Annotated in this window: 10 protein-coding genes; 2 read left to right on the top strand and 8 right to left on the bottom strand. The window is 72.4% G+C overall.

Going from position 1 to position 12,530, the window contains the following annotated elements; genetic code table 11:
- Nucleotides 1–179: 179 nt before the first annotated feature.
- The 5 genes from AC5020_RS07570 to AC5020_RS07550 all read right to left on the bottom strand — a co-directional run bounded on the left by AC5020_RS07570 (nt 180) and on the right by AC5020_RS07550 (nt 6,884).
- On the bottom strand, nt 180–1,271 hold the full coding sequence (locus tag AC5020_RS07570; RefSeq protein WP_464987807.1) for a transglycosylase family protein: 1,092 nt from the start codon (nt 1,269–1,271) through the stop codon (nt 180–182).
- A 285-nt stretch (nt 1,272–1,556) separates the two neighbouring features.
- Nucleotides 1,557–2,315: a GolD/DthD family dehydrogenase gene (locus AC5020_RS07565; RefSeq protein WP_464987806.1), complete on the bottom strand. Its 759-nt coding sequence runs from the start codon at nt 2,313–2,315 to the stop codon at nt 1,557–1,559.
- Between the two features lie 114 nt (nt 2,316–2,429).
- Entirely contained in the window at nt 2,430–3,860 is a 1,431-nt protein-coding gene (locus tag AC5020_RS07560) for an MFS transporter (RefSeq protein ID WP_464987805.1), read from the bottom strand.
- Between the two features lie 84 nt (nt 3,861–3,944).
- Nucleotides 3,945–5,348 (bottom strand): M48 family metallopeptidase, encoded by a 1,404-nt coding sequence (locus AC5020_RS07555; protein WP_464987804.1) that lies wholly within the window; start codon nt 5,346–5,348, stop codon nt 3,945–3,947.
- 147 nt (nt 5,349–5,495) lie between these two features.
- Nucleotides 5,496–6,884: an aldehyde dehydrogenase family protein gene (locus AC5020_RS07550; protein ID WP_464987803.1), complete on the bottom strand. Its 1,389-nt coding sequence runs from the start codon at nt 6,882–6,884 to the stop codon at nt 5,496–5,498.
- 98 nt (nt 6,885–6,982) lie between these two features.
- Here AC5020_RS07550 and AC5020_RS07545 point away from each other — a divergent pair, with 98 nt between their 5' ends.
- Nucleotides 6,983–8,086 (top strand): TlpA family protein disulfide reductase, encoded by a 1,104-nt coding sequence (locus AC5020_RS07545; protein WP_377018737.1) that lies wholly within the window; start codon nt 6,983–6,985, stop codon nt 8,084–8,086.
- A gap of 3 nt (nt 8,087–8,089) precedes the next feature.
- On the opposite strand, the gene manA is transcribed toward AC5020_RS07545, so the two are convergent.
- Genes manA through AC5020_RS07530 form a run of 3 tightly spaced genes read right to left on the bottom strand, consistent with a single transcriptional unit; the run spans nt 8,090 to nt 12,263 of the window.
- Nucleotides 8,090–9,292, bottom strand: a complete 1,203-nt coding sequence (manA, locus tag AC5020_RS07540) for a mannose-6-phosphate isomerase, class I (RefSeq protein WP_494564408.1) — start codon at nt 9,290–9,292, stop codon at nt 8,090–8,092.
- Between the two features lie 2 nt (nt 9,293–9,294).
- Nucleotides 9,295–10,494, bottom strand: coding sequence for a hypothetical protein (locus tag AC5020_RS07535; RefSeq protein WP_377018736.1), 1,200 nt, complete (start codon nt 10,492–10,494; stop codon nt 9,295–9,297).
- Nucleotides 10,495–10,505: 11 nt separating this feature from the next.
- Nucleotides 10,506–12,263: a pyruvate dehydrogenase gene (locus AC5020_RS07530; protein ID WP_377792568.1), complete on the bottom strand. Its 1,758-nt coding sequence runs from the start codon at nt 12,261–12,263 to the stop codon at nt 10,506–10,508.
- On the opposite strand from AC5020_RS07530, the gene AC5020_RS07525 reads away from it, so the two are divergent.
- Nucleotides 12,180–12,530: SNF2 helicase-associated domain-containing protein (locus tag AC5020_RS07525; protein WP_464987887.1), on the top strand; the 351-nt coding region annotated here is incomplete at its 3' end. The genes AC5020_RS07530 and AC5020_RS07525 overlap by 84 nt on opposite strands.

The raw sequence follows: 12,530 nt of genomic DNA, 5'->3' as shown, positions 1-12,530 counted from the left end.
CTACACGGCTGAGGCGTGATCAGCCGGGCATCGTCGCCAGCATCGACCCGGCATCGACACGGGGGATGGCACGACCATGTAGTGGAGCGGCATCTGCCCTCCCCTGAGAGGGGGCAGATGCCGCTCAGCTACACCTTCGTGCCAGTGGGCTCGTGCCTGATGCCGGCCCAGCAACCCGCTCAGTGGGAGTTGAGGAACTCCTGGAGCGCCTTGGTCGTCGAGTAGCTGTTGCGGAAGTCCCACACGCCGTTGCTGCTGTGGCCCATGGCGGCGCGCAGCTTGGCGGTGGTCTCCGAGCCGATCTTGCCGTCGACCTCCGCACCGATCTTCGCCTGGAGAGCCTTGATGTCGCTGGTCGAGAGCGAGCCGTCGGCGCTGACGCCGATCCAGGACTGCAGAGCCGCCGTGGTCCTGGGGCCGAACTTGCCGTCGACCACGAGGTCGGCGGAGCTGCTCGAGCCGGAGCCCTCCGAGCCGGAGCTGCTGGGCGTGCTCGCGGCGGGGGCGCCGTCGTTGAGGAACTGCTGGAGCGCCTTGGTGGTGGAGTAGCTGGTGCGGAAGTCCCAGGTGCCGTTGTCGCTGAGCCCGATCGTGGTGCGCAGCTTGCCGGTGGTCTCCGAGCCGATCTTGCCGTCCACGCTCGCGCCGATCTTGGCCTGGAGAGCCTTGATGTCGCTGGTCGAGAGCGAGCCGTCGGCGCTGACGCCGATCCAGGACTGCAGAGCCGCCGTGGTCTTGGGGCCGAACTTGCCGTCGACGGCGAGTGCACCGGAGGTCTCGGACGGGGCGCCGGTGCTCGTGCCGCCGCCGGTGGAGCCGCTGCTGGAGCCCCCGGCGGGCTGCGCATCGGGGTCGGCCCCGCCGTTGGACCTGGTCAGGCCCGCCTTGGCACCGCAGGTGGGCCAGGCGCCGGGGCCCTGCTCGGCGAGGGTGCGCTGGGCGACCGCGATCTGCTCGGCCTTGGTCGCGTCGTCGGCGCTCGAGGCGTACTCGCCGCCGCCGAAGGCCGTCCAGGTGGAGCTGGAGAACTGCAGACCGCCGTAGTAGCCGTTGCCGGTGTTGATCGACCAGTTGCCGCCGGACTCGCACTGGGCGACCTCGTCCCACACGGACTGGTCAGCGGTGGCGACACCGGCGCCGCCGATGCTCAGCCCGGCGGCCACGACGGCGCCGCCGGTGGCAGCGGCCATCTTGGGCGCCACGCGAGCTCCGCGGAAGTAGACGGCGCCGCCGTCGGCGCGGTGGGAGGGGGTGCGGCGTGCAGTGGCCATGGGAAGGCTCCTCGGGACACGGGGGAAGGGGCGGGAGCGGGAAGCTGTCGACCGGCGGACCGGCGATGCTCCCCTGCTGCGGGCTGGTGGCCTGCGCTCCGTACCGGGGCACCCTCTACGTTGCCTGGCCCGGAGCACCGGGAATAGCCTTCCTGACCAATCCCGACCGCGGTTTTTGCCCGATTTTTACCGGACGCGCAGGAAATGTCCTTCAAGGCGAGCCCCTGGAAGGGCTATTGGCCTCGGCCGGATCTCAACTCGCCGAGGGGCACTGCAGACCCGGGATCAGATCACGGAACGGCCGCCGTCGACGCGCACATTCTCGCCGGTGATCATGGCGGCGTCCCGGCCGGCGAGGAAAGCGACCAGGGAAGCGACCTCACCGGGGTCGGCGAAACGCCCCGCCGGGATCTCCTCGCGGGCTTTCGCCCCTTTCTCCCCCACCCAGATCTCGCGGGCGAGAGCGGTGTCGACGATGGTCGGGGAGACGGCATTGACGGTGACGCCGCGCGAGGCCCATTCCACCGCGAGCACTCGGGTGAAGCCCAGGATGCCCGCCTTGCTGGCGGAGTAGGCGGCGTGCTCGGCCAGTCCGATCTCGGCGGCCTGGGAGGCGATGGAGACGATGCGCCCGTATCCGGCCTCGAGCATGGCGCGGCCGGCGGCCTGGGCCATGAAGAAGCTGCCGGAGAGGTTGACCGCGAGCGTGGCCTGCCAGTCCTTCGCCGGCACCTGCTCGCCGGGGGCGAAGCGGCCGATGCCGGCGGAGTTGACGAGGACGTGGGGCGCTCCGAGCTCCGTGGTCACCCGGGAGACGGCCTCGGAGGCTGCGTCCGCGTCGGAGATGTCCGCGCTCACGGGCAGGTGGCCGGCGCCGGGCAGGGCGGCGACCGCCTCATCCAGGCCGGAGGCGATGTCGACGCCGGCGATGCGGGCCCCGCGCTGGGCCAGATGGGTCGCGATGGCGTGGCCGATACCGGAGGCAGCGCCGGTGATGATCGCGATCTGGCCGGCGAAGTCGTGGGAGGTGAGGTCAGTGGTCACGGAGATCGTCCTCTCGCGGCTGGTCGGTCCTTGTGCAGAATCTTCTGTCTGTTCCCCGCCACGCTACCCGCGCCTCGGCGGGATTCACCGCCTGAGAGCCTTGCCGCCGCGACGTCACAGCGCTCCCGGGCTGGACTTCTCGCGGGCCCGGTCGGCGACGCTGACGGCCATGGCCACGAGGGTCAGCGCCATGATGATCGCGATCGCGATGATGAACGCCTCGAGCCACGCGTGGCCGCCCTCGGTGAGGGCGAAGATGACGCCGGGGATCATCGCGGTGCCGATCGCCGCGCCGGTGCGCTGGCCGAGCTGGAGGATCCCGCCGGCCACGCCCCCGAAGCGGGGATCGACCGAGTGCAGGGTCAGGGTCTGGTTCGGGGAGATGGTCATGCCCTGGCTGAAGCCCATCAGCATCAGCGGCGCGGCCAGCCACCAGAACGCGATCGCCCCGCTCTCGACGAAACCGGCCAGCAGAGCGGTGCCCAGCAGGCCGGTGAAGGCGATGGCGAACCCGGCGATCACCAGGCGGCGCCCGAGTGCGAGCACGTACCGGCCGGCGACCTGCGAGGTCACCGCGGCCGCGGCCGAGGACGGCAGGCCCATCAGGGAGGCCTCGAAGGCGGAGTGCTCGAGGTGCATCTGCAGGTACAGCGGCACGATGATCCACACACTGGTGGCGCCGAGGAAGTAGATCGAGACGATGAGGATGCCGTTGCGGAATGCGCGGGAGGTGAAGATCGCGGTGTCGACCATCGGCGGCCGGCCGGAGAGCTTGTAGCGCTGCTCCCACCACCACCACAGGCCCAGCACCGCCAGGCCGACGGGGAAGGACAGCCACACCAGCGGGCTGACGCCGCGCTCGAGGAACGGCAGCATCACCCCGAGGATCGCCACGCACAGCAGCACGGTGCCGACGGGGTCGAGGTCCGGGCGACGCGTGGCTCGGACGTGGTCGTCGGGGATGACCTTGAAGGCGCCGGCGATGGCGGCGATGCCGATCGGGACGTTCATCAGGAACATCCATCGCCAGCCCTGGTCGGGGCCCAGCACCTGGATCAGCAGGCCGCCGATGACGGGGCCGACGGCGGTGGCGACGGCGACCGTGGTCGCCAGCAGCGCGAAGGCGCGGGCGCGGTCCTGGCCGCGGAAGTGCTGCTGGATCAGCGCGACCGTCTGCGGGTTCAGCAGCCCCGAGCCGACGCCCTGGAGGATGCGGGCGGCGTTGAGCACCTCGACCGACGGGGCGAAGCCGCTGAGCAGGGAGCCGACCGTGAACACGGCGATGCCGACGATCAGCATCCGGCGCCTGCCCGTGACGTCCCCGGCGCGGCCGGCGGGCACCAGCAGCATCCCGAACGCCAGTGCGTACCCGGAGATCACCCACTGCAGCCCGCCCGTATCCGCCTCGAGGCTCTCCCCGATGGCGGTAAGGGCGACGTTGATGACGCTCACGGCCACCAGTGCCATGAACAGCGGCGCCAGGAGCACCGCGAGGAGGGGCTTGCGGCGCACCGTCTGGGCCGGTGCGCTGAGGTCGGGAGTCACCTCAGCAGGATAGGCACTCCCTCCAGTGTCCGTTCAGTCGCCGCCCGGCCGCGCGTGGAGGACGAAGGGCCTGCCGGGCAGCTCCTACCCCGTCCATCCCGTCGGCCCTCTCGGCCCTGTGCGCCCGAAGGGATCCGCGCCGGCGTCGGGCTCCGTGCCGTCGGCGTCGTCGCGATAGGGTCCCGGTGGGATCACGTAGTCGGTGCGATCCGACAGCAGCGGCGCAGAGACCTGCAGGGATCGCAGCGGGGGACGCGACGAGTAGTCCGCACCGGGGAAACGGCCGAACTGGTCGCCGGTCCCGGCCGGCCGAGTCCGATCCGCGGCCTCGAGCATGGCCATGGCGTCTCCGGGGGTGGGGAACTTCGAGGACCACACATGCCCCGGAGGCAGCGGCGAACGGAACAGCGCACCGCCCGGTCGGATCCACAGGGACCCGGGCTTGGAGCGATCACGCAGAGCGTGGGCACGCCACGTGATCACCGGGTGGGAGGACAGCCAGTTGACCCAGTGGACGAAGAAGCTGGGATCGGTCGCGGCGCGATCAGCGACCTCGTTGACGTTGACCTCGGCATTGAGGTACTTGCCGCCCGAGAGCACGCCGACCACCCCCGGTGCACCCTCCGGCGCGAAGCTGTAGCCGAAGTTGTCGGCCGTGTACTCCTGGGCTCGCGAGAACGCGGAGCCCAGGATCGGGATCATCCGCAGCACGTTGGCGAAGACCAGTCGGAAGTAGGAGACGTGCCCGGCGGCGAGGTGGCCCACCTCGTGCCCGATGACGAAGCGCAGTGCCTCCCGGTCACGGTTCTCTCCGCCGACCTCGAACATGTCCGAGTGGATCACCACGAAGCGACGGAAGCCGTGGCCCGCGGCGAAGGCGTTGACGACTCCGTTGCCCATCAGCACGTAGGCATCGGGTACCCGGCGCATGCCGTACTGCTGGGCGGCCTCGACCACCATCCGATACCCCTCGGGGAACTGGGTAGGGCTCATGCGCACGGCCGTGGCCCGCATCCGCGCGTACATCACCGCACGCGCCCACCAGGCCAGGATCGGGAACAGCGGGAGGATCGCCACGAGCTGGAGGGCGAAGGGGATGAACCCCACATACCGCCACAGCTCGCTGACCGTCGCCTCACCCTCCAGGACCTGCAGCACGACGGTCGAGACCATGAGGGCGATCCACCCGGCATAGGTCAGAACCGTCAGTCCGATGCCGACGGCCAGGAGAGGCAGCTCCCACGGGTGCCGGATCCGTCTGCGACCGAGTACCCCGTGCGTGGTCGCACCGTTGATGAGGTTCGGGTCCTCGGGCCGGCTCCGGCCGGAGGGCCCGGGGTTCGGGGACGCTCCGAAGGGGCCGGGTGACCCGGGCCCCGAGGGGATGCCACCGTGCGGCGGTCCACCCGAGGGCGGGCTGCCCGGCGGCATTCCTCCCGGCGGCTGGGCGCCGGGGAACGACGGCAGTCCTGGAGGCGGTTGGGTCATGGCGCGCACGCTCCTTCGGTCCATCGGCCTGCAGAGGCCTTCGACGACGATAGCCTCGCGCGGCCCGATGCGCCCTGAACGAGCGCTGGACTGTGGACGAGAACCTGGGCTCCCGCGCCGCCCGGGCCGCGAGGCACTCCACCCGGGTCAGCGAAGCACGCGCCCCAGCAGTCTCCGCTTGAGGCCGCGATAGGGCGGGTAGACCAGGCGCAGGGTGTCCGGCCGCAGGGGTTTGCGGACCACCGGTTTGGCGTGGGTGAAGGTCTCCAGGCCGGCCCGCCCGTGGTACGCACCGGAGCCCGAGGCGCCGATCCCGCCGAACGGCATGGTGGGTGAGCCGACGTGGGCGAGGGTCATCCCCAGCGCCAGGGAGCCCGAGGAGGTCTCCGCAGTGAAGCGTTCCTCGACCTCCCGGCGGCCGGTGAACAGGTAGGCGGTCAGCGGCTTCTCGCCGGCGCGGATCCGGACGATCGCCTCGTCCGGGCCCTCGACGGTGAGGATCGGCAGAACGGGGCCGAAGATCTCCTCCCCCATCACCGCATCGCCCTGCTCCACACCGGTCATGATCGTCGGCGGGAGGTAGCGGCTCGCGCGGTCGGCGCCGGCGGTGCCGCCGAGGGCGACCTTGTCGTCGTCGATCAGGCGCAGCACACGGTCGAAGTGGTCGGTGGAGATCATGCGTCCGTAGTCCGGGGAGCGCTCGGGCCGGGCGCCGTACATCTCCCGCACGGCCCGCCGCAGGTGCGGGACCAGCTCCGTCGCCGTGCGCGGAGTGGCCATCAGGTAGTCAGGGGCCACGCACGTCTGGCCGGTGTTGGTGAACTTCCCCCACACGATGCGGCGCGCGGTCCGGGCCAGATCCACCCCGTCGTCGACGAAGACCGGGGACTTCCCGCCCAGTTCGAGGACGGTCGGCGTCAGGTGCTCCGCGGCGGCGCGGGCGACGATCCGGCCGACGGTGCTGCCGCCGGTGTAGAAGATGAGGTCGACGCGCTGTTCGAGCAGGGCGGAGGTCTCGTCGGCCCCGCCCTCGACCACCCGCACCCAGGCCGGATCCAGATGCGTGCGCACGAGGTGCGCGATCGCCGATGAGGTGGCCGGGGCGAGCTCGCTGGGGGTCAGGATCGTGGTGTTCCCGCCGGCGATCGCGCCGATCAGCGGGGCCAGGGCCAGGTTCAGCGGATAGTTCCAGGGCGCGATGACCAGCACCAGCCCGAGCGGTTCGCGGTGCAGCTCGGCCCGGGAGGGTGCCTGCAGCGGCCCCAGCGGGAACCGTTCGGGGCGCAGCCAGGAGCGCAGGTGCCGGCGCACGTGCGCGATCTCCTGGGTCAGGACCCCGAGCTCGGTGATCACGCTCTCGGTGCGGGATTTGCCGAGGTCCTCGGCGAGAGCGCTGGTCAGGCGGCGGTGCTCGGCGCGCAGTCCGCGGCGCAGGGCCTCCAGCTGGGCCAGGCGGGCCTCGACCCGGCGGGTGGTGCCGGCGTCGAAGGACTCGCGCAGGGCCGTGATGTCCGCGGCGGGATCGTGGGTCGGCATGGGTCCACGATAGGAGTTCGGGGATATTCTCGAAGAATGCCCGACCCCCGCTCCCGAGCCGCCCGCCGCCGCCTCTCGACCCACCACGGAGCGCGGCGATGACTGTCCTGGTCACCGCGCCGATCCTGCTGACCATGACGCTGCTGGTCTCCGGGCTGGCCAAGCTCGGTCAGCGCGACATCACCGCCGACGCGATGGTCTCGCTGCGCCTGCCCGCCCGCTCGTGGCACCCGGCCATCGCCACGGTGCTGCCGGTCGCGGAGATCGTGCTGGCTCTGGGCCTGTGGGTGCCGGTCGTGCCGCTGCAGACGGTGGTGGCCGCTCTGATCGCCGTGCTGATGGTGACGTATCTGGTGATCATCGCGCGGGCGCTCACCGTCGACGAGGCGGTGGAGTGCTCGTGCTTCGGCACCCTGGGCTCGCCGACGGTCTCCCGCGGCACGCTGTACCGCAACGTGCTGCTGAGCGTGCTGGGACTGCTCACGGTGGCGCTGGCCGCCGCCGGCGACCTCACCCGGATCCTCGTGTATCACCCCCTGGCGCTGCTGGCCTGGGTGCTCGCGGTCGCGACGGCCGTGGTGCTGACGGGGCTGGCCCTCGGCGGCCTCGAGCCGGAGGCAGGAAAGACCCGGTCGGTCCCCGATAGCGAGAAGGCCGGGCAGAGCCCGTCGGCCTCCGGCGGCGAGGAGGTCGAGCAGGATGAGCTGCTGGACTATGAGCGCGCGGCGATTCCCGCGGGCGTGCTCCAGGAGCGCTCCGGGGAGCTGATCACCCTGCGCCGGCTCAGCGCCCGGCAGGCGGTACTGCTGGTGTTCGTCTCCGAGGGGTGCGGCCCGTGTGAGCGCGTGATCGACCAGGTGGCCGGCTGGCACCGTGACCTCTCCGCCTACATGCAGGTCAAGGTCGCCTTCTCGCGGCCCGTGGAGCAGTTGCGCGAGCGCACCACCCAGCGCGTGGGCGAGCACGTGCTCTACGACCCGCAGTTCAGTGCCCGAGAGGCGCTCGGCGGACGCACCGCTCCCTGCGCGGTGCTGCTGGGGGCCGACGGGCTGCTCGCGGGTGGCCCCGTCACCGGCGGCACCGCGGTGATCGAGTTCGTCGACGAGATCCGCGAACAGCTCCGCCTCGCCCAGGAGGACGGGGAGCTGCCCGCCGCCCCGGAGGACGGAGAGCTGCCGGCGCCGCAGGACCGGGCGACCTGAGCGTCAGGGCACGCTGGCCTGCGCGAACCTGCCCCTGCCACCGGCCCGCAGGGGCCCGTCGGCCGCCGGGACGAATGCGGCGCCGCCCGCGGGCAGCAGGTGCGTGCCGCTGCGCGTGCCCAGCAGGACCTCCCCCTCGAGCCCGAGCACGATCCTCGGCCCGGTCCCCGGGATCGGATGGCACGGCTGCGGCGGACCGGTAGGGTCCGAGAGCTCGGTGAGGGCGAGCTCGAAGTCGTCGACGGGCGCGTAGTAGGCGACCGACGTGGCGTTCTGCCGCTCGGGGGCGACGCGCAGCGGGGGCGCGGCGGTGACGGAGACGCACTGGAGGACCTCGTCGGCGTCGACCTTCTTCGGGGTCAGTCCGGCTCGCAGCACGTTGTCGCTGGCGGCCATGACCTCCAGGCCCATGCCGTGGAGGTAGGCGTGCAGCGCCCCGGGAGGGACGAACATCGCCTCCCCGGGCTCCAGCGTCACCGGGTTCAGCAGCAGTGCGGCGACGACGCCGGGGTCGCCCGGGTGGTGCTCGGCCAGCAGCGAGACGAACCGGTCGATCCGGGGTGAGGGCGAGCTGCCAGCCGCCGACCGCGCCCGGCAGGCAGCGACCACCTCGGCGACCTCCTCCGCCGTCGGGCGCATGGACGCGGAGACCAGGGTGCGGAAGGCGGCGCGCATGCCATGGGCCGTCGGGCTGCCGACCAGCAGCCCGTGCAGCCGGTCGGTGAGGTCGGTGCCCAGCCCCTCAAGGATCGCGGCGGCCCGGCGCGGGGTGCGGAATCCGCACAGTGCGGTGAAGCGGGTCAGCGCGACGAGCATCTCCGGTTTGTGGTTCGCATCGCGGTAGGTGCGGCGCGGGGAGCCCAGGGCGAGCCCGGCGGCGTTCTCCGCGGCGAAGGATTCCGCAGCGTGCTCGCGCGTGGGATGGACCTGCAGGGACAGCGGCCGCTCGGGGGCGATCACCTTCAGCAGGAACGGCAGGCGGCCCTGGAAGGCGCGGCCGACGTCCTCCCCCAGCAGGGCCGGGCCGTCCGCGGCGATCACCGCGTCCAGGCGCCCGCCGCCGGGGATCGTCGCGGGAGCCAGCGGGTGCGCGCCGAACCAGGCCTCGGCCCACGGGGTGCCGTCCGCCTCGCGGCCCAGGAACTCCGGCAGCGCCGTCGTCGATCCCCAGGCGTAATGCTGCAGCCGGCCGTCCAGGCCCAGAATGCTCACGCACCGCCCTCGAGGATCTGGGCGATCAGGCGAGCGGGTTCGTCGGCCGCTACCGGCGGCGCGGGGGTCGCGGGGCCGCCGGCGCGGCGCATCCCGTACCGCTCCCAGTACTCGTGCACCCACGACGGGGCGCGCGGGGCGTGGACCCAGGCGGGCAGGCCCCGCACCGCAGCCTCGAGCACCTCGGGGGAGAACACCGAGACGACCGGACGGCCCAGCTCCGCCACCGTCGCGGCCGGGTCCTCGAGATCGATGCCGCGGCGGCGCAGCACGGTGTGGACGCCGCGGGCGACGGGATCCCTCTCGCCCGGCCCGGGCCGGTACGAGGCACCGGCGGAGCGGCAGACGGAGTACGCGGCGCCGGCGGTGACCCGGCGGGGCAGCTCGAGGGCGTCGAGCTGGCCGAGGAAGACGGGGCGCTCATCACTGGGGTCGGTCTCGCCCGCGGCTGTGCCGGCCTCATCGGGGGCAGGGCCGGTCCCGGCGATCGCGTGGCCCGGCCCGGCGGTCGCGCGGCCCGGCCCGGCGGTCGCGTGGCCCGGCCCGGCGGGACCGGCCACGTCGTGCGCGGCCTGCCACAGCCATTGGGAGCCGACGGTGCGCACCTCGAGGTCGTCGCGGCCGGAGCGGTGGAACTCGGCGTCGGCGTCGCTCCACGCCAGCAGGGTGGTCTGCGGTGGGAGCGGCGGCGTGTACGGGGTCACGGCGGTGTGCTGGACGACGGCACTGGGGACGTCGGCCTCCAGCGCCCACTCGTGGACCAGCCGGCCCACGGGCAGGTGCCATCCCAGCGTGATGGCCGAGGTGATGCCGCGGCCCTCGAGACCGGCGCGCGCCGCGGGGAGGTTCTCGCGCTCCCAGTCGGTGCCGGCGAGCTCGGGCAGCTCGATCGACGCCGGTGCCAGCACGTCCACGGGAACGTGGAGGTAGGGCAGGGCGGTGAGCAGAGCGTCGCGGGCGGCGGCCGTGGCGGAGTCGACGCCGACCAGGATCCGGCCGCTGCCCTCGCCCGAGCGGGAGTGCAGCACCAGCGAGCTCGCGGCCGCGCCTGTGCTCTCCCGTGCTGTCCGGGCCGCCTTCCCCGGTCGCGCGGAGCGCACCAGGCCGGCCACGGCAGCTCGCGCGGCGTCGGTCCGGCTCCGGCTGCCGCGCCACTCCTGCCAGCGCTCCAGGCTGCGCGGATGGATGAGGGTCATGATCTCCCGCCTCAGCGCGGCAGGTTGCGCACGTTGCTGGCCGCCATGTCGATCATGCGGCCCACGCCGCCGCCGAGCACGATCTTGGTGCTCGCGGTGGCGAAGCCGCGGATCTGCTGGGCGGTGACCTTCGGCGGCATCGAGAGGGCGTCGGGGTCGGTGACCACGTCGATCAGCATCGGCCCGTCGGTCGCCAGCGCCTTCTCCAGGTCCTTGCGCAGCTTCTTGGGGTCGGTGATGCGCACCGAGGGGATGCCGACGCCGTGGGCGATCGCGGCGTAGTCGACGTCCTCGTGGTCGGTGCCGTGGTCCGGGAGGCCCTCGACCAGCATCTCCAGCTTGACCATGCCGAGGCTGGAGTTGTTGAACACGAGGATCTTGGTGTTCAGCTGGTGCAGCTTCACGGTGAGCAGTTCGCCCATGAGCATGCCGAGCCCGCCGTCGCCGCTCATGGAGATGACCTGCCGGTCCGGGTACGCGAGGGAGGCGCCGATGGCCTGCGGGAGGGCGTTGGCCATGGTGCCGTGGTGCCAGGAGCCGAACACGCGGCGCCTGCCGTTGGGGGTGATGTAGCGGGCGCCCCACACGTTGCACATGCCGGTGTCGACGGTGAAGACGGCATCGTCGGCGGCGAGGTCGTCGAGGGTGGCGGCGACGAACTCCGGATGGATGGGCTTCATCCGCTCGACGTTCTTGGTGTACGCGGAGACCACACCGGTCAGAGCCTTGTGATGACTCTTCAGCATGCGGTGGAGGAAGCGATGGCTCTTCGAGCTGGTCAGCAGCGGCATCACGGCCTGGAGCGTCAGGGCGACGTCGCCGTGGACGGCGAGGTCCAGCGGGATGCGGCGGCCCAGCCGGGAGGCGTCGGCATCGATCTGGACGATCTTCGGCGGGTTCTTCGAGCTGCCGTGGCCGGGAAGGAACTCGGTGTAGGGGAAGTCGGTGCCCAGCAGGATCACGAGGTCGGCCTCGTGCATGGCCTCGTAGCAGGCCCCGTAGCCTAGCAATCCGCTCATGCCCACGTCGTAGGGGTTGTCGTACTGCATCCACTCCTTGCCGCCGAAGGCGTGGCCGATCGGCGCCTTGACCCGGTCGGCGAGCTCGAGCACCTCCTCGCGGGCGCCGCGCACGCCGGCACCGGTGAACAGGGTGACGGTGCCGGCCTCGTCGATCAGCTCGGCGAGGCGGCCGACGGGGCCCGGGGCGGGCTGGACACGGCCCATGTCGGTGGCGAGGTCCCGGGTCCACGGGCCGTCGTCGACCTCTTGGTCGGCGATGTCACCGGGGAGCACGAGCACGGAGACGCCCTGCTTCGCGATCGCGGTCTGGACGGCGATGTGCAGCATGGTGGTGCCGTGGTCGCCGGAGTTGACCAGTTCGCAGAAGTGCGAGCATTCCTGGAACAGGGCCTCGGGGTGGGTCTCCTGGAAGAAGCCGGTGCCGATGCTGCCGCTGGGGATGTGCGAGGCGATCGCGAGCACCGGGGCCCCGTCGCGGTGGGCGTCGTACAGGCCCTGGATCATGTGCGTGTTGCCGGGGCCGCAGGAGCCGGCGCACACGGCGAGCTTCCCGGTCAGGCGTGCTTCGGCGCCGGCGGCGAAGGCCCCGGCCTCCTCGTTGCGCACGTGGATCCACTCGATGCCCTCGGTGGTGCGCACGGCGTCCACGATCGGGTTCAGCGAATCGCCGACGACCCCGTAGATGCGCTCGACGCCGAGGTCGCGGAGCTGGGTGACGAGGAGCTGGGCAAAGCTGGTGCGAGCCATCGGATTCCCTCCCGGGTAGCGGGGGGGGGGGGGGGGGGGGGGGGGGGGGGGGGGGGGGGGGGGGGGGGGGGGGGGGGGGGGGGGGGGGGGGGGGGGGGGGGGGGGGGGGGCCGGCGCCCCCCCCGCCCTTTTTTCCTGACCACAGCCCAGGCCGGGGCCGTCCTCACCCACGACACCCCGGCGCTCGAGGACGCGGGGATCACCGTGCTGCTGCCGCGGGACTGGACCAAGCAGCGCACCACCGTGCGCCCCCAGGCGGATGAGGAC

It is taken from the genome of Brachybacterium sp. SYSU DS0246 (assembly GCF_059391765.1).
The sequence above is the reverse complement of the archived record's forward strand: the minus strand, read 5'-3'. Positions and strand labels throughout refer to the sequence as shown.